This is a genomic window from Streptomyces europaeiscabiei (assembly GCF_001550375.1).
Classification (GTDB): Bacteria; Actinomycetota; Actinomycetes; order Streptomycetales; family Streptomycetaceae; genus Streptomyces; species Streptomyces europaeiscabiei.
This window is the reverse complement of the sequence record NZ_LRTR01000173.1, coordinates 1-16,368: the sequence shown is the minus strand read 5'-3', so window position 1 is coordinate 16,368 and position 16,368 is coordinate 1. Positions and strand designations below refer to the sequence as shown.

The 16,368-nt window shown below is 70.8% G+C and carries 16 protein-coding genes and 1 pseudogene; 9 read left to right on the top strand and 8 right to left on the bottom strand.

The annotated features are described in order from the left end of the window. The 3 genes from AWZ10_RS08345 to AWZ10_RS08335 form a co-directional block, all read left to right on the top strand. Window positions 1-1,269, top strand: a 1,269-nt coding sequence (locus AWZ10_RS08345) for a S1C family serine protease (RefSeq protein ID WP_060890778.1), incomplete at its 5' end; no start/stop codon positions are given. Window positions 1,270-1,502: 233 nt separating this feature from the next. Next, window positions 1,503-1,970, top strand: coding sequence for a sec-independent translocase (locus tag AWZ10_RS08340; RefSeq protein WP_046703656.1), 468 nt, complete (start codon window positions 1,503-1,505; stop codon window positions 1,968-1,970). A 296-nt stretch (window positions 1,971-2,266) separates the two neighbouring features. Next, on the top strand, window positions 2,267-2,938 hold the full coding sequence (locus tag AWZ10_RS08335) for a hypothetical protein (protein ID WP_046703657.1): 672 nt from the start codon (window positions 2,267-2,269) through the stop codon (window positions 2,936-2,938). A 156-nt stretch (window positions 2,939-3,094) separates the two neighbouring features. On the opposite strand, the gene AWZ10_RS08330 is transcribed toward AWZ10_RS08335, so the two are convergent. From AWZ10_RS08330 to AWZ10_RS08320, 3 genes are read right to left on the bottom strand one after another with little or no spacing between them, the layout of a single operon-like run. Next, window positions 3,095-4,228 (bottom strand): Mrp/NBP35 family ATP-binding protein, encoded by a 1,134-nt coding sequence (locus AWZ10_RS08330; RefSeq protein WP_046703658.1) that lies wholly within the window; start codon window positions 4,226-4,228, stop codon window positions 3,095-3,097. Between the two features lie 43 nt (window positions 4,229-4,271). Then, on the bottom strand, window positions 4,272-4,967 hold the full coding sequence (locus tag AWZ10_RS08325) for a DUF1003 domain-containing protein (protein WP_234361073.1): 696 nt from the start codon (window positions 4,965-4,967) through the stop codon (window positions 4,272-4,274). After that, window positions 4,957-6,264, bottom strand: coding sequence for a magnesium transporter MgtE N-terminal domain-containing protein (locus tag AWZ10_RS08320; protein WP_060890776.1), 1,308 nt, complete (start codon window positions 6,262-6,264; stop codon window positions 4,957-4,959). The genes AWZ10_RS08325 and AWZ10_RS08320 overlap by 11 nt, the downstream gene beginning before the upstream one ends. Before the next feature lie 176 nt (window positions 6,265-6,440). On the opposite strand from AWZ10_RS08320, the gene AWZ10_RS08315 reads away from it, so the two are divergent. After that, a complete protein-coding gene (locus AWZ10_RS08315) occupies window positions 6,441-7,199 on the top strand; it encodes a hypothetical protein (protein ID WP_046703660.1) in 759 nt (252 codons plus the stop codon). Window positions 7,200-7,588: 389 nt separating this feature from the next. Here the strand turns inward: AWZ10_RS08315 and AWZ10_RS08310 are convergent, their stop codons facing one another. Further along, window positions 7,589-8,149, bottom strand: a complete 561-nt coding sequence (locus tag AWZ10_RS08310; RefSeq protein WP_060890775.1) for a hypothetical protein — start codon at window positions 8,147-8,149, stop codon at window positions 7,589-7,591. A gap of 91 nt (window positions 8,150-8,240) precedes the next feature. After that, window positions 8,241-9,365, bottom strand: coding sequence for a magnesium and cobalt transport protein CorA (locus AWZ10_RS08305; protein WP_037694958.1), 1,125 nt, complete (start codon window positions 9,363-9,365; stop codon window positions 8,241-8,243). A 577-nt stretch (window positions 9,366-9,942) separates the two neighbouring features. Between AWZ10_RS08305 and AWZ10_RS08300 the strand changes: the two genes are divergently transcribed. From AWZ10_RS08300 to AWZ10_RS08285, 4 genes are all read left to right on the top strand, one after another. Beyond that, window positions 9,943-10,527, top strand: a complete 585-nt coding sequence (locus tag AWZ10_RS08300; RefSeq protein ID WP_046703662.1) for a suppressor of fused domain protein — start codon at window positions 9,943-9,945, stop codon at window positions 10,525-10,527. Between the two features lie 241 nt (window positions 10,528-10,768). Then, window positions 10,769-11,410 (top strand): DUF6758 family protein, encoded by a 642-nt coding sequence (locus tag AWZ10_RS08295; protein ID WP_046703663.1) that lies wholly within the window; start codon window positions 10,769-10,771, stop codon window positions 11,408-11,410. 263 nt (window positions 11,411-11,673) lie between these two features. Continuing rightward, a complete protein-coding gene (locus tag AWZ10_RS08290) occupies window positions 11,674-12,534 on the top strand; it encodes a PHP domain-containing protein (RefSeq protein ID WP_046703664.1) in 861 nt (286 codons plus the stop codon). Between the two features lie 150 nt (window positions 12,535-12,684). Beyond that, complete coding sequence (locus AWZ10_RS08285; protein WP_060890774.1) at window positions 12,685-13,290, top strand: MarC family protein; 606 nt, start codon at window positions 12,685-12,687, stop codon at window positions 13,288-13,290. 81 nt (window positions 13,291-13,371) lie between these two features. Here the strand turns inward: AWZ10_RS08285 and AWZ10_RS50030 are convergent, their stop codons facing one another. Further along, window positions 13,372-13,524 carry a hypothetical protein gene (locus AWZ10_RS50030; RefSeq protein WP_020113966.1) on the bottom strand — a complete coding sequence of 51 codons (153 nt, stop codon included), beginning with the start codon at window positions 13,522-13,524 and terminating at the stop codon, window positions 13,372-13,374. A gap of 237 nt (window positions 13,525-13,761) precedes the next feature. Here AWZ10_RS50030 and AWZ10_RS08280 point away from each other — a divergent pair, with 237 nt between their 5' ends. Then, window positions 13,762-14,667 carry an NYN domain-containing protein gene (locus tag AWZ10_RS08280; protein ID WP_199845933.1) on the top strand — a complete coding sequence of 302 codons (906 nt, stop codon included), beginning with the start codon at window positions 13,762-13,764 and terminating at the stop codon, window positions 14,665-14,667. An 81-nt stretch (window positions 14,668-14,748) separates the two neighbouring features. Here the strand turns inward: AWZ10_RS08280 and AWZ10_RS08275 are convergent, their stop codons facing one another. Together AWZ10_RS08275 and AWZ10_RS08270 are read right to left on the bottom strand one after the other, a co-directional pair. After that, window positions 14,749-15,627, bottom strand: coding sequence for an alpha/beta fold hydrolase (locus AWZ10_RS08275; protein ID WP_060890773.1), 879 nt, complete (start codon window positions 15,625-15,627; stop codon window positions 14,749-14,751). Window positions 15,628-15,987: 360 nt separating this feature from the next. Further along, a pseudogene (locus AWZ10_RS08270) lies at window positions 15,988-16,368 on the bottom strand (DEAD/DEAH box helicase); the annotation flags it as partial.

Genomic DNA, 16,368 nt, shown 5'->3' with positions numbered 1-16,368 from the left:
GCGGACGCGCCCGCGCCGCCCGCCTACGCCGATCCCGCCCGGCCGCTCCAAGGTGCCCCGCAGGCGCCGCAGGGGCCGTGGCAGAACTACGACCCGTGGGCCGGGTCGGGGTCGTTGCAGCAGAACGGGGCCGCCGTGGACGACGTGGCGCGGCGGCGTCGGCGCAGGGTACGGGTCCTGTTGGTCGGGGCCTTGCTGATCGCTGTCGTGGCCGGTGGTATCGGCGGAGCCGTGGGCGCGTACCTGGAGCGGAACGGCGGAGTCGGAGCGGTCGAGCTGCCGCAGGCCGGTGACGGAGTGACGGGGCGGGCGCCCGACAGCGTCGCCGGGATCGCGGCCCGCGCGCTGCCCGGTGTCGTGACCCTGCATGTGAGCGGGGCGAGCGCGCAGGGCACCGGTACCGGGTTCGTGCTCGACGACCGGGGTCACATCCTCACGAACAACCACGTCGTCGACCCCGCCGGCACGGACGGCGACATATCGGTGACGTTCAGCGGCGGCGAGAGCGCCAAGGCCACCGTCGTCGGCCGGGACACCGGATACGACCTGGCCGTCGTCAAGGTGTCCGGCGTCAGCGGACTCAAGCCGCTGCCCCTGGGCAACTCGGAAGAGGTCCAGGTCGGTGACCCGGTCGTCGCCATCGGCGCGCCCTTCGACCTGGCCAACACCGTCACCTCCGGCATCATCAGCGCCAAGGAGCGGCCCATCACGGCCGGCGGCGACAGCGGTGACGTGAGCGACGTGTCCTACGTGGACGCGTTGCAGACCGACGCGCCGATAAACCCTGGCAACTCCGGCGGCCCGCTTCTCGACGGCAAGGGCCGGGTGATCGGGATCAACAGTGCCATCCGCTCGGCCGGCAGTGGCTCCGAGTCGGACGGCGGGCAGGCCGGGTCGATCGGGCTCGGCTTCGCGATACCCATCAACCAGGGCAAGCGTGTCGCCGAGGAGCTGATCAACACCGGCAAGGCGACCCACCCGGTGATCGGCGTCACCCTCGACATGGACTACTCGGGGGACGGCGCCCGCATCGGAGAGAAGAGCGACGAGGGCGCGTCCGGGGTGACCGCCGGCGGCCCCGCCGACCGGGCGGGCATCCGCTCGGGCGATGTCATCACCGAGGTGGACGGCCAGCGCGTCCACTCCGGTGACGAACTGATCGTCAAGGTCCGCGCCCACCGGCCCGGCGACCGCCTGGAGCTCACCCTTCTGCGGAACGGCAGGGAGCGGACGGTCACCCTCACTCTCGGCTCGTCCGGCGGCAACTGACCGTACAGATGGGGTCGCGACGGCGGGGCGTACTGACAGCAACTTCACAGGCGGGGGCCCGTACTCCCTCCTGCCAGGCAAACAGCTGGGAAAACCCGTCGTCCGGGCGTGGTCGGAAGCCGCCTGACGGTACCGGATCGGAGGGATGGCCGGGTACCGTGGAACCGGCCCGGACCACGGAAGACCTGCCGAGGCCCGCGGATCGGGACCGAGGACATCGCAAGGAGCTTCAGGTGTTCAATGACATAGGTGCGCTCGAGGTGGTGACGCTCGTCGTCCTCGCCGTGCTCGTCTTCGGTCCGGACAAGCTCCCGAAGGTGATCCAGGACGTCACGCGGACCATCCGCAAGATCCGCGAGTTCTCGGACAGCGCCAAGGCGGACATCCGCAGCGAACTCGGGCCGGAGTTCAAGGACTTCGAGTTCGAGGACCTCAACCCCAAGACGTTCCTCCGCAAGCAGCTGGACAACGACGAGCTGGGGCTGAAGGAGATCCGCAGCGGCTTCGACCTGAAGAAGGAGATGTCCGACCTCACGGACGCGGTCCACGGCCGCGACTCGGAGTCCTCGTCCACCTCTTCCGTCGCCGCCATCGCCTCCGGCTCCGACGGTTCCGCGTCGGGCTCGTCCGGCGCAACGATCGACATGACCAAGAAGGCCGAGCCGGTCGAGCGTCCGCCGTACGACATGGACGCCACCTGAGCCGCAGGCCCGGCCGCCGAACGCCGACGCACCGGCCCGTACCGCCTCCTGCCTGGCCTTCCGCGCCGTACGCCCGTGTGCGCCGAGCCCCCGGACGTGATGCGATTCATACCGTCACGCACCCTCGTACAGCCTGAACCCGCCCGTACGCCGTCCTACGCGCCGGGTGCTTTCCCTGCTGCTCGGAGTGCTGTGGCTATGCTGCCCAGTTGTTGTGCGGACCGTAAGAGAGCGAGCGACGACGCCCGTGGGGGGCGGGCCGCTCCGGTCCGTCGAGAACTAGGAGGCGTCCGGGCATGGAGACGACGAGTCGGGTAGGCGCGCAGGCGTCGGCCGCGGAGGGCGCACAACAGGTCCCCTCCGGCCGACGCACGGTCGATGGCTACCTGCTGGCGCCCTTCCCTTGGTACGGCCTCGACGAGGCCTTCACGGGGCCGCGCTGGCTGATGCAGGTCGGTACGTCGGCGGAAGGAGCCGTGGAGCACGGTTCGATCGGACACGGCGACGAGCCCTCGGTGCGCAACGAGTACACCGCCGGAGCGGACGACGAGGCCAAGGAGCGGTTCGCGGTCGTGGTGACCGTCGCGGCGAACGACGTGCGGCGCAGCGCGGACGGCACGGGTGTGCTGGAGGCCACGTCGGTCTCCTCGGCGGCGTGGCTCGCCGGGGTCGGGCTGCTGTCCTTCACCTGGCCGGGACAGTTGGACCACACCCGTCGGGACGACTGGCTGGACCAGCAGACCGAGACGGCGTGGGTCCTGGCGGACGACCTGGCCGGGTCCGACTGGTCGACGCTGTCCCTGCCGGTGGACGGGGTGCCGACGCCGTTCCACTACCGCGAGTCCGAGTTCGGGTGGGTGCTTGCGGGGTCGACCTCGCAGGGGGTCCACGTGGGGGCCTACGGGCGAGGGATGAGCGCGTACGGTCTCGGCTTCGCCGTGATCAAGGACATCGAGGCGTACGCATAGCCCGAAGGGCACCGCCGTGTCGTGCTGCGGTGCCCTTCGTCGCCGTAGGGGCTCGGGTGGTTCGGGGCCACGGGCACGTCGTGGCTGTTCGCGAGGTCTCCCCGCGCCCCTTGGCGGCCAAGGCGCCCTCAGCCGCTTGGCCGCCCTGGAACGGCCCTAGAACTTGTTCCGCGGGGTGATTCCCAGGCTCATGCCCGACAGGCCCCTCTGGCGGCCGCCCAGCTTGCCTGCGATGGCTCGGAGGGCGGAGCCGGCGGGGGAGTCGGGGTCGGAGAGGACGACGGGGCGGCCCTCGTCGCCGCCCTCGCGGAGGCGGACGTCGATCGGGATGCTGCCGAGGACCGGGACGGTGGCGCCGGTGGTGCGGGTGAGGCCGTCGGCGACGCTCTGGCCGCCGCCGGTGCCGAACACGTCGACCATCTCGTCGCAGTGCGGGCAGGGGAGGCCCGCCATGTTCTCGACGACGCCGACGATCTTCTGGTGGGTCTGCACGGCGATGGAGCCGGCGCGCTCGGCCACCTCGGCCGCCGCCTGCTGAGGCGTCGTCACGACGAGGATCTCGGCGTTCGGGACCAGCTGGGCCACCGAGATGGCGATGTCGCCCGTGCCCGGCGGGAGGTCGAGGAGCAGGACGTCCAGGTCGCCCCAGTAGACGTCCGCGAGGAACTGCTGGAGGGCGCGGTGGAGCATCGGGCCGCGCCAGACCACGGGGGCGTTACCCGGGGTGAACATGCCGATCGAGATGACCTTCACGCCGTGCGCGGACGGCGGCATGATCATGTTCTCGACCTGGGTGGGACGGCCGTCGGCGCCCAGCATGCGGGGCACGGAGTGGCCGTAGATGTCCGCGTCGACCACGCCCACCTTGAGGCCGTCGGCCGCCATCGCCGCCGCGAGGTTCACCGTCACCGAGGACTTGCCGACGCCGCCCTTTCCGGAGGCGACGGCGTACACGCGCGTGAGGGAGCCCGGCTTCGCGAACGGGACCTCGCGCTCGGTCTGGCCCCCGCGCAGCGCGGTCGCCAGCTCCTTGCGCTGCTCGTCGCTCATGACGTCGAGCTCGACGTCGACGTGGGTGACGCCCTCGACCCGCGAGACCGCCTCGGTCACCCGCTGGGTGATCGTGTCGCGCATGGGGCAGCCGGAGACCGTCAGGTACACGGCGACCGCGACCGCTCCGTCCGCACCGATCTCCACCGACTTGACCATCCCGAGTTCGGTGATGGGACGGTTGATCTCGGGGTCGTTCACCGTCGACAGTGCTTCACGCACCGCGTCTTCCGTAGCCATGAGGACGATGGTACGGCGACCCGCCGGGCCCCTGGGAGCCCCGTCAGCGGTCGCCCATGTCACGTCCGTGCAGATGATCCGCCGGGAATACGGTCCGCGTCCCGCGCGGCCCGTCACCGTCGTGCTCGTGCAGTTCCCTGACCAGGTCATGGAGCTCGGAGCGCAGCCAGTCGCGGGTGGCGACCTCACCGAGGCCGATGCGCAGCGCGGCGATCTCCCTGGTCAGGTACTCGGTGTCGGCGATCGAACGCTCGTTCTGCTTGCGGTCCTGTTCGAGGTTGACCCGGTCGCGATCGTCCTGACGGTTCTGCGCCAGGAGGATCAGCGGGGCGGCGTACGAGGCCTGCAGCGAGAGCATCAGCGTCAGGAAGATGAAGGGGTAGTTGTCGAAGCGCAGGTCACGCGGGGCGGAGACGTTCCAGACCACCCAGAGGATGATGGCGACGGTCATCCAGACGAGGAACGTGCCGGTGCCCAGGAACCGCGCGATCCGCTCCGAGAGCCGTCCGAAGGCCTCCGGGTCCCACTCGGGCAGGAACCTGGCCCGGCGCGGCAGTGGCAGGTCGAGACGCGTACGCGGGCGGGCGGTGGCCCCGGAGGGCGTGCGCTCCCGCTGGGGCGCCCCGGAGGTCGATGTGCGCTCGCGTGCGCCCGCACCGGAGTGCGCCCGCTCACGCCCCGCGTGCCGCCCTCCCAGCCGCCCGTCCCGCCCTTCGCGTCCGTCCCGTTCAGGAACCACCGGCCGCCCCCTCGTCCTCGGCGACGTCGTCGTCCTCGTCCTCGTGCAGATGGAACTCCGTCTCCCGCCAGTCCTCGGGCAGCATGTGGTCCAGTACGTCGTCCACGGTCACCGCGCCGAGCAGCGAGCCGCTCTCGTCGACCACGGGCGCCGCGACCATGTCGTACGTCGCGAAGAACCCGGCGACGGCGCGCAGCGCGGCCTCCGGGTCCAGCGGCTGGAGACCGTCGTCGAGGATCGCGCTGACCAGGGTGTACGGCGGGTCCCGCAGCAGCCGCTGGAAGTGGACCGTGCCCAGGTACTTGCCGGTCGGGGTCTCGTCCGGCGGCCGGCACACGTACACCTGGGCGGCCAGCGCGGGGGACAGGTCGGGGTTGCGGACCCGGGCGAGCGCGTCGGCGACGGTCGCGTCCGGGCGCAGCACGATCGGCTCGGTGGTCATCAGGCCGCCGGCCGTCTTCTCCTCGTACGCCATGAGCCGCCGTACGTCCGCCGCGTCGTCCGGCTGCATCAGCGTCAGTAGCCGCTCCTGCTCCTCCTCCGGGAGTTCGGCGAGGAGGTCGGCGGCGTCGTCCGGGTCCATGGCCTCCAGGACGTCGGCGGCCCGCTCCTCCTTGAGCTTGCCGAGGATCTCGATCTGGTCGTCCTCGGGCAGCTCCTCCAGGACGTCGGCGAGCCGGTCGTCGTCGAGGGCGGCGGCCACCTCCGCCCGGCGCTTGGGGGAGAGGTGGTGCAGCACGTTGGCGAGGTCGGCCGGGCGGAGCTGCTCGAAGGTCGCGAGGAGGTTCTCGGCGCCCTGCCCGTGCTCCTCCAGCGAGAACCCGGTGACCGCCGACCACTCCACGGTCAGCGTCTCGCCCTTGTGCCGCCGGAACGCCCCGCCCTTGCCCTTGCGGACGAACACCCGGTCGATCTCCCAGTCCCGGCGGGCCGGCAACTGCTGCACCGAGACGTCGAGGACCGTCACCTCCTCACCCGTCTCCACGAGCTGTACCCGGCGGTCCAGCAGTTCCCCGATGACGAGGCGCTCGGTGGGGCGCTGCTCGAACCGGCGCACGTTCACGACGCCGGTGGTGATGACCTGGCCGGACTCGACGCCGGTGATCCGGGTCATGGGCAGGAAGATCCGGCGGCGGGTGGACAGTTCGACGACCAGACCGAGCAGGCGCGGGGGTTTCCGGCCCACCCGCAGGATGGCCACGAGGTCGCGGACGCGGCCCACCTGGTCGCCGTTCGGGTCGAAGACGGCGACGCCGGAGAGGTGGGAGACGAAGATCCGGGGCGCCACCGCCGCCATGAGCCGCCCCTTTCCTTCCCGTCGAGAGGGGATTGTCCGCCGAGGACGGCTTCAGGCTAGCCCGTCCCGATCGGATATGCCCTGGTGAGCGGTGCGGACGGACTGGCTCCGTGGTGTGCCGGGAGCCCCGGTACTCTGCGGTACGCCTGGACTCCCCACGAAGAGGTGCATCGCCTGTGACTGTGATTCCCCGTACCCGAAGGGCCGCACTGGTGAGCGCCGTCTGCACCCTCGTGGTCAGCGGGCTGGGGCTCACCGGATGCAGTGAGGATCCCGACGAGGGCACGAACGGGGTCGGCAAGCTGGAACCCGCGAAGATCCAGAGCAGGACCAGGGCGGCCGCCACGGCTGCGGACACGGTCCGACTGTCCGGGGCTGTGGTGAGCAATGGCAGGACCTACAAGCTGGACATGCGCCTGAAGGGGGACGGCGGCACCGGTTCGGTGACGTCCGAGGGGTCCACCTTCCGGCTGCTGAAGGTCGGTGAGCACCTCTTCCTCAAGGCCGACAAGGACTTCTGGGACCACCAGGACTCCGGGAAGAGCGGCGGGGACCACGACGAGTCGGAGACGGCCGCGGCGGACAAGCTGGACGGCATGTACGTGAAGGTGCCGACCGGAGACCCCGCCTACAAGCGCTTCAGCGGCTTCACCGACAAGGACGTCCTCCTCAACAGCCTGCTCACCCTGCACGGCTCGCTGTCCACGGACGGCCACCACGAGCAGTCCGGCACCCGCACCATCCGCATCACCGGCGACAAGGGCTCCGGCGGCACCCTCGACGTCTCCCTGGAGGGCACCCCCTATCCCCTCCGCCTCGTCCGCGCCGGCGACGCCGGCACCATCCTCCTCACCGACTGGGGCAAGGACTTCGCCCTCGAGGAGCCGGACGACAAGTCGGTCGTCGACTACGGCCGGCAACTGCCGACGTCGTAACGGGGGAACAGCACGGGCCGGGAGTCCGGCGGCGCCGGTGCACGAGAGGCGGCGAGCGCCACCCGCGGCCCGTGCCACGCCGGGGCAGATCCAGTGCGGGGGTTTGCGGCGTGCGTCGGTCGCCCGTGTTGCTGCGGCGGTCCACGGCCTGCGTCACCCGACCGCGTTGCTCCGCCGGTACACCGCCCACGCCCGACCGAACGCGCCGTTCAGCTGCCCGCTTCCTGCGGCAGCCGAGCGCACTCCCCCATCGACACACTCCGTCAGGACTCATCCCTTCCCCCCCCGCGACGGTGATCAGCCGCGACGGTGGACTTCGGCGGTGGCGGGCAGGCCGGGCCGGTGAACCAGCAGTCCGCTCCCGGCCGGCGACACGAAGCCGACCCGGATCAGACCGGGTCCTGCTGCTTGCGCTTGCGGCGGCCGAAGAGCAGGCGTGGTACCGCAGCCGGAATCGGCTGACGGGTCGTCGCGGGCGTAGGGAGCGGGGCCTCGGCCAGGTCGCCGTCCGGCAGCGGCAGGATCGACCCCGTCGGCTCCAGGCGGAGCACCCGGCACTCGCGGGCCCAGCGGCCCGGCATCGCCTCGCCGTCGGGGGCGTTGAGGCGCTTGCCCTTGAGTTCGGCCACGGCGGCCTCCCACCCGGGGGAGCCGGGGACCAGTTCGACGACGTTCGCGGCCCAGCCGACCAGCCGCCCACCCTTGTCCTTGCTGCGGACGGTCACCACGGCCGAGCCCCCGTCGACCAGCCCCGGCAAGGGCTGCTCACCGGCTCCGTCACCGACCACACACGCCGCGCCCTCGTGCCAGACGTGCCACAGCGCGCGCGACGACCCACCCGGCCCACGCACCCAGACGAGTCCGGACTTCTTGGTGGCCTCCTCGACGAGGGCCTGATCGAGCAGCGCGTCGGCGGTCGGCGCTTCGGCGGTCAACGGGTCGGCGGTCATGGAGGCAGCCTAACCGTGCCTCCTCGAACCGACCGTGCCCCCTCGAAGGCCGCCGCACCCGCCCCGCTGCCCCGCTCCCGGCTCCGCCGACCTACAGCCACCCGTTGCGCTTCAGCGTGCGGTGGATGCCGAGACAGAGCGCGACCGTGACGCCGAGGACCACCGGGTAGCCGAACTTCCAGTGCGTCTCCGGCATGTAGTCGAAGTTCATGCCGTAGACGCCGCACACCATCGTCGGTACGGCGATGATGGCCGCCCACGACGTGATCTTGCGCATGTCCTCGTTCTGCGCCACGGAGGCCTGCGCCAGATTCGCCTGGAGGATCGAGTTGAGGAGCTCGTCGAAGCCGACGACCTGCTCCTGGACGCGGGCGAGGTGGTCGGCCACATCACGGAAGTACTTCTGGATGTCCGGGTCGATCAGCCGCATCGGCCGCTCGCTCAGCAGCTGCATGGGTCGCACCAGCGGCAGCACCGCACGCTTGAACTCCATGACCTCGCGCTTGAGTTGGTAGATCCGGCCGGCGTCGGTGCCCCGGGGTGTGCCCTTGCGCCCGGGGGAGAAGACCTCGGTCTCCACCTCGTCGATGTCGTCCTGCACGGCGTCCGCGACCGCCACGTACCCGTCGACGACGTGGTCGGCGATGGCGTGGAGCACGGCCGAGGGACCCTTGCCGAGCAACTCCGGGTCGTCCTGCAGCCGGTGACGCAGTGCCCGCAGCGACCCCTGTCCGCCGTGCCGCACGGTGATGAAGAAGTCCCGCCCGGTGAAGCACATGACCTCACCGGACTCGACGACCTCGCTGGTGGCGGTGAGTTCGTCGTGCTCGACGTAGTGGATCGTCTTGAAGACGGTGAACAGGGTGTCGTCGTAGCGCTCCAGCTTCGGTCGCTGGTGCGCGTGCACCGCGTCCTCCACGGCGAGCGGGTGCAGCCCGAACTCGGCGGCGATACCGGAGAATTCGGCCTCGGACGGCTCGTGCAGGCCGATCCAGACGAAGCCGCCGTCGCGGCGCACCTGACGGATCGCCTCGTGCGGGGTCAGGTTGCGCTCGAAGGCGACACGCGCCCCGTCGCGGTAGACGGCACAGTCCACGACGGCCGTCGCCGCCTCCGCCGGACGCGTGGCGTCGTACACGCCGCCGTCCTTGCGCAGCGACAGACGCGAGGGCCGGGCCGGGCGGACCGCGGCGCGCAGGTTGTGGATCATCGACATGAGCAGGCTCCTTCGCAACGAAAGGCCGCCGACGACGGTTGGAACTACCCGGAATGGGGACGTTTTGACTTCGGATGTTTGGCACGTCCACAAAGCGGGGAGCACCGCACCGTCGCGGTGACAGCTTCGCTTGATTCAGATCAGGCGACGTCCGACCGGTGAGAGCCGGTGACTTCTGATCGGCGATTCAGATCAAGACGGGAAAGAAGTGCTCTTCCGATGCGCGACGACCGACGAGCGGCAGGGCGCGATGAGAGGTGATAGCCGGCGGAGCCAGAGATACGGCTACGGCGAGAACTACGGAACTCGGTGAGCGGAAGAGCGGGTCGTACTGCACGATCGACTTCGGTCCATCGCAGCCCCACCTCCTCCGGCCGGTCCCCCGTAAGGGACGTTCCATACCCCGTTCGGGGTTCCCCGTAGGGGAGTCAGTCTTTTCGGTGCGGGACGCGAGGGCTTGAGAAAGACGCTTCTGCGTGCTGCCCGCATGCTGTCCCGACCGGCGGCCCAGAGTAACAGTCGGCCGTGGTGTCAAGGCGCCTGTTTGCCGGTTCCTGACGAGTTCTATGCTCGGCTCATGGCTGATGTTCTTCCGTTGGTGGAGGCCCGTTTGCGCACCGCGCTGGGCGAACCGGACGCGCGCGCCGCGGTCACCTTCCTCGGCACGGACCGCATCGAGGTGCTCCGTTTCGCCGACGGCGACGTGGTCCGTTACGCCACGCTCGGCATGGCCGCCCAGCCGATGGCCGACCCCACCGCGGTCCTCGCCGACCCCGTCAAGGGCCCTCGCGCCGAGCTGGTCCTGTCCGTGCGGCACGGCGTCGCCGACACCGACAAGGTGCTCCGCCCGCTCGCCGTGCTCGCCGCGTCGCCGCAGGTCGAGGGCGTGATCGTGGCCCCCGGCGCATCCCTCGACGTGGGCGGTCCGCTCTGGCCGGGCGCCCCCTTCACCTCCGTCCTCGTCGCCGAGTCCGGCGGCCTGGTCGAGGACCTCGAACTCGACGCCCCCGCCGACCCCGTACGGTTCCTGCCCCTCCTGCCGATGACCGCCAACGAGGCCGCCTGGAAGCGGGTGCACGGCGCCCAGGCCCTCCAGGAGCGCTGGCTCACCCACGGGACGGACCTCCGCGACCCGGCCCGCAGGTCCGTCCCTCTGGACTGACCGGCCACCCGGCGTGACTTCCCCGTGTGACGGACGGCACGCCACGCGTGACCGGAGCGCGCTCGACGGCTGGCCGAAAATCGCCGCTTCCCTTGGCTGTGTGGGTAGTTGATTCCGGTGGTCGGTCCGACGGGCCGACCACTGTCCGCAGGCCGGCGTCCGTGCGCGGAATGTGACGCGCACACGCCGGACGGGTGATCGTCCTTGACGCGAGCAAGTACGGGGAGGACCGTTGGGCCCTATGAGGGGCGAACCCAGTTGCCCGAAGTGTGGTGGCCGGGTCAGGGCTCCCGGCCTCTTTGCCGACTCCTGGCAGTGCGCCGTGCACGGGCCGGTGCACCCGCTGCAGCCCGTGATCCCGCCCAGCGTCGAGGCCCTCAGTGTCGTGGTGCACCGTGCCAAGGTGCCGGTCTGGATGCCATGGCCGCTGCCCGTGGGCTGGCTGTTCACGGGTGCCGCCTTCGCCGGGGACGACCGCAGCGGCGGACGGGCCACGGCCGTCGCCTGTTCCGGTCCCGGCCCGCTCGGGGGCGTCGGAGAACTCGTCCTCATCGCGGAGGAGCTCGGCGTCGGCCTCGGTGCGCGGTACGCCGGCATCGACGGTCCCGACCCCGGGCCGTACCTGAGCGTCGAGAAACCGCCTCAGGCGAAGGTGCTCGCCGCGGGTCGGCCGACGCCGCTGTGGCATGTCACCGGTACGCCGGACGACCGTGCGGTCTTCGCGGGGGAGGCGCTGGGGCTGTGGCTGTGGGCCATCGTGTGGCCCGAGCAGACGGGGCTGCTGATGTACGACGAACTGGTACTGACGGACCTGCGGGACGCGGGCGCGGAGGTGGAGCTGCTGCCGTGCGGGGCGCTCTCGCCCCGGATCCTTGAACCATGAACCATGAACCATGAACCATGAACCATGAACCATGAGTCCTGAGCCTTGAGGCACCCGGGTGGCCGGCTGGGAGCCCCCGGGGCGGGGTGCCGCGCGGACCGGCCTCCATCGGCAGACGGTCGCCGACGCGACCGGGCATCCCGGGCCGTGAGGCGCTGCCTGTGTAGGGGGTGCCGCCGGGTTTCGGGTGTGACAAGAGTGATTCGGAAGGGCGCTATCCTTGACCGTCCGCTTCCGTTTCGTCTGCGCCTGGAGTCCGAGTCGTGCGTATCGATCTGCACTGCCACTCCACGGCCTCCGACGGTACGGACACTCCGGCGGAGCTGGTGCGCAAGGCGGGGGCGGCCGGGCTGGACGTCGTCGCGCTGACCGACCACGACACGACGCGTGGGCACGCCGAGGCGATCGCCGCGCTGCCGGAGGGGCTCACCCTGGTCACCGGCGCCGAGCTGTCGTGCCGCCTCGACGGGGTCGGCCTGCACATGCTGGCCTACCTGTTCGACCCCGAGGAGTCCGAGCTGTTCGCCGAGCGCGAGCTGGTCCGCGACGACCGGGTGCCGCGGGCCCGCGGGATGATCGCCAAGCTGAACGAACTCGGCGTGCCGGTCAGCTGGGAGCAGGTCGCGCGGATCGCCGCCGGCGGTTCCGTGGGGCGCCCGCACGTGGCCACCGCCCTCGTCGAACTCGGCGTCGTACCGACCGTGAGCGACGCCTTCACCGAGCAGTGGCTCGCCGACGGCGGCCGCGCCCACGTCGAGAAGCACGAGAGCGACCCGTTCGAGGCGATCCGGCTGATCAAGGGGGCCGGCGGCGTCGCCGTCCTCGCCCATCCCGCCGCCGTCAAGCGCGGCCGGACCCTACCGGAATCCGCCATCGCCGAGCTGGCCGCCGCGGGGCTCGACGGCATCGAGGTCGACCACATGGAGCACGACACGGCGACCCGGGCACGGCTGCGCGGCCTGGCGAAGGAGCTGGGGCTGCTCGCCACCGGGTCCTCGGACTACCACGGCAGCCGCAAGACCTGCCTGCTCGGTGAATACACGACCGACCCCGAGGTGTACGGGGAGATCACCCGCCGGGCCACCGGGGCGTTCCCCGTCCCGGGAGCCGGCGGAGTGCGCTAGCTCGTCCCGTTCGTCCGCGTCGCACGGCACCCGGCTGCTGCCGGCCGTGCCCGCAAAGTTCCGCCCTGCGGAACGATTGCCCACAGTGGTTACCGGCCATCACACTGGGCTGCCCTCTTTCCTCCGTTCTTCACTCCCGCAAGGCACCCTGTGTTCGATCTTGCCGTTTTCGGTTCCCTCTTCCTCACCCTCTTCGTGATCATGGATCCCCCCGGGATCACCCCGATCTTTCTCGGACTCACCGCCGGGCGGCCCGCTCGGACGCAGAAGCGGATGGCCTTCCAGGCCGTCTGCGTGGCCGGGGGTGTGATCACGATCTTCGGACTGCTCGGGCACCAGATCCTGGACTACCTGCATGTGTCCGTGCCGGCGCTGATGATCGCGGGCGGGCTGCTGCTTCTGCTGATCGCGCTCGATCTGCTGACCGGCAAGACGGACGAGCCGACGCAGACGAAGGACGTGAACGTCGCACTCGTCCCGCTGGGAATGCCGCTGCTGGCCGGTCCCGGCGCGATCGTGTCGGTGATCCTGGCCGTGCAGAAGGCGGACGGCGTGGCCGGTCAGGTGTCCGTGTGGGGCGCCATCCTGGCGATCCACGTCGTGCTGTGGCTGACGATGCGGTACTCGCTGCTGATCATCCGGGTCATCAAGGACGGCGGTGTGGTGCTGGTGACCCGGCTCGCGGGCATGATGCTCTCCGCGATCGCCGTGCAGCAGATCATCAACGGCGTCACCCAGGTCGTACAGGCCGCCTAGTCCACGCCTAGTCCAGGTGTTGCAAAGCCCCGCACGGCATCGATGCCGTACGGGGCTCTGAAGTGTGAACGGATCCGCGTGCTACGAGGCGGTCACGTCGGCCGGGCGGATCCAGAGGCGCTGCCCGATGGCGGCCGCCTGCTGCACGATCCGGTTGACGGAGGCGGCTTCCACGACGGTGCTGTCCACGGGCGTGCCGCTGACATCGTCGAGTCGCAGGATTTCGAAGCGCAAGGGCTTCTCCCTTCGTCTGGTCATCCTCCTGAGGAGAACTACTGGTGTTGGTTCGCGGGTCATCGGTGCCCGTGTTCCATAAGGAGTCAACGGTATGCATGTTACAAACATTCCTTACGCTAAGGAAAATTTTCGAGAAGCTAATTACTAGCCGGTAAGTGGTGTGGGGGGTATGTCTACCGGCAGGCGGGAAGACTGATTGGGACCGGTTGTGTTCGCAGCGTGACCGCCGGGACAATGGTGGTGATGAACGACGACCTCACGGCGCTCGGCGCCCGCATCGAACGTACGAACGAGTTGCTTCACCGCATGCTCGCCGAGGTGGCGAAGACGCCCTCGACACACGCGATCTTCGTCGATGCCGGGTATCTGTACGCGGCCGTGGGGCGGCTCGTCGCGGGGACGGAGGACCGGCGGTCCTTCGACCTCGACGCGGAGGGGCTCATCGACGCACTGATCGACAAGGCGCGCACGATCTTCGCGGACAGCCGGCTGCTGCGGGTCTACTGGTACGACGGGGCGCGCCGCCGCATCCATACGGCGGAACAGCAGTCGATCGCCGAACTGCCGGACGTGAAGGTGCGACTCGGCAACCTCAACGCCAACAACCAGCAGAAGGGCGTCGACTCCCTCATCCGCACCGACCTGGAGTCACTGGCCCGGCACCGCGCGATCAGCGACGCGGCCCTCATCGGCGGCGACGAGGACCTGGTGTCGGCGGTCGAGGCAGCGCAGGGATACGGGGCGCGGGTCCACCTGTGGGGCATCGAGGCTCCCGAGGGCCGCAACCAGGCCGATCCGCTGCTCTGGGAGGTCGACAGTCAGCGGACCTTCGACCTCGACTTCTTCAAGCCGTACGTGTCACGGCGGGCGACCGCCACCTACGAGACCCCCACCGGCCCTCGCCCGCCCCGTGAGGACGTCCGCTTCGTCGGCGCCCAGATCGCCGCGAAGTGGCTGGCCTCCCGCGGCCGGGAGCCCCTGCAGGAGCTTCTGCACAGCCACCCGTACCTTCCCGGCTCCGTCGACCAGGACCTGCTCGTCGAGGCGGAGGGGCTGCTCCAGTACTCGCTGCGGGGGCAGGCCGACCTGAGGCGGGCGCTGCGGGACGGCTTCTGGGAGCACCTGCGGGCGCAGTACTAGGAGCACCTGCGGGCGCGGTACTCGGAGCACCTGCGGGCGCGGTTCTGGCCACACCGAGGCGATCAGGGGTCCTGATGTCGGTCAGCCGGTGGCGATCCGGTCCCAGAAGCCGATGAGGGCGTCCGCCGTCGCCGTCGGCTGATCGGTGTTCGGCGAGTGTTCGGCGTCACGGATGACGGTGCGGTGGGCGTGCAGGCGCACGGCCATGTCGTCGAGGAGCGGAATCGGCCAGGTGTCGTCGCGTTCGCCGGACAGGACGTGCTTGGGCAGGTCCACGGCGGCGAGTTCGGCGACGAGGTCGGGTTCCTCGCAGAGCTGGCGGCCCGTGGCGATGAGCTGGGCGGGGCTGGTGGCGAGCCAGCGACGGCGCAGGTCGGCGCGGTCGTCCAACCCCTCGTCGAGGGCACCCGTCTCGGTCTCCTCCGGTTCCGGCGCCTCCATCGCCTGGATGGCGTCCCACACCTGCTCCATGTCCATCACGGCCAGGGCGTCCCGCAACAGCTTCACGCGCTGCTGCTGGCCGCCCGAGATCCGGGCGGGGCCGGAAGCCATGAGGGTGAGCGAGGCGAACGGGGAGGCGTCCAGCAGCAGGGCGGCGCGGGAGATCTGGCCGCCGAGGGAGTGGCCGACGAGGTGCAGGGGGGTGCCGTCGCCCACGGCCTCCGCCTGGGCGAGCAGGTCCTTCGCCAACTCCGCCTGCGCGTACGGCGCTTCGTCGTGCTCGGCCCCCGGGCTCTCGTGCTGCCCGCGTCCGTCCACCGCCACCGACCGGTATCCGGCCTCAGCCAACGGCTGATGCAGCGCGATGAAGTCCTCCTTGCTCCCGGTGAACCCCGGCACGAGCAACACGGTCCCCTTCACCGCCGCCCCCGCCTCGATCACGGCGAACTCCCCACGAGGGGTACGCAGAAGGTGGGCCCTGGCACCGGCGGGCGGGGTGAAGGTCGGGGGACGGCTCATGGGGGGAGGGTAACCGGCTCACGATCCCGAAGGTCGCGCCGCCCCTGCGACCCCGAGAGTCGGCCGTCGGGTGCGGGTGCGGGTGCGAGTGGGCGGGGGCTGGTCGACAGCCTGGGGTGCGCTCACGGTTCTCGGGGGCGCGGGGAACCGCGCGATCAACCACACACGACCTGCACCCGCCCGATCACAGTCCTCCCCGGGTCACCAGACGCCGAGGGACGAAGGGGCACAGCCCTTGGAGGTTGGAGGTTGGAGGGTGGAGCGGGTAGGGGCGGGTGGAGGCGGCGGGGGCGAAAAACCCCTTGGAACGCCGAAGGCCCGGCCCCGAAAAGGGACCGGACCTTCACTCGGCTGTTCGGCTCAGCCCTCCGTGGGCTCCACGGCAGCCGCAGCCTTCCGAGCGCGACGACGCGGCGCCGGAGCCTCGGCCGCCGCCTCGACGACAGCCGGAACCGCAGCCTTACGCGTACGACGCGGCTTCGTGGCCTGCTCCTCCGTCGGCTGGGCCGGAACCGCGCCCTCGGCCGTGGCCACCGCCTTACGGGTGGTGCGACGGCGCGGCTTCGTCTCCGCGACGGTGTCGAGGGTGGCCTCGGCGGCGCTGTCGGTTGCCTCGACGACGGCTGCGGCGGTCTTGCGGGTGCGGCGTCGGGGTGCGGTCGGAGCCTCTTCGGCGGCGGCCTCCTCGACCACGGCCTCGGCGGGCGCGGCGACCTTGCGGGTGCGGCGACGCGGCGCGGC

Coding starts and splice junctions, on each gene's coding strand:
- AWZ10_RS08335 (WP_046703657.1), top strand. CDS start 2,267: ATGGAGACGACGAGTCGGGTAGGCGCGCAGGCGTCGGCCGCGGAGGGC.
- AWZ10_RS08330 (WP_046703658.1), bottom strand. CDS start 4,228: ATGGCTACGGAAGACGCGGTGCGTGAAGCACTGTCGACGGTGAACGAC.
- AWZ10_RS08320 (WP_060890776.1), bottom strand. CDS start 6,264: ATGGCGGCGGTGGCGCCCCGGATCTTCGTCTCCCACCTCTCCGGCGTC.
- AWZ10_RS08310 (WP_060890775.1), bottom strand. CDS start 8,149: ATGACCGCCGACCCGTTGACCGCCGAAGCGCCGACCGCCGACGCGCTG.
- AWZ10_RS08305 (WP_037694958.1), bottom strand. CDS start 9,365: ATGTCGATGATCCACAACCTGCGCGCCGCGGTCCGCCCGGCCCGGCCC.
- AWZ10_RS08300 (WP_046703662.1), top strand. CDS start 9,943: ATGGCTGATGTTCTTCCGTTGGTGGAGGCCCGTTTGCGCACCGCGCTG.
- AWZ10_RS08295 (WP_046703663.1), top strand. CDS start 10,769: ATGAGGGGCGAACCCAGTTGCCCGAAGTGTGGTGGCCGGGTCAGGGCT.
- AWZ10_RS08280 (WP_199845933.1), top strand. CDS start 13,762: ATGGTGGTGATGAACGACGACCTCACGGCGCTCGGCGCCCGCATCGAA.
- AWZ10_RS08275 (WP_060890773.1), bottom strand. CDS start 15,627: ATGAGCCGTCCCCCGACCTTCACCCCGCCCGCCGGTGCCAGGGCCCAC.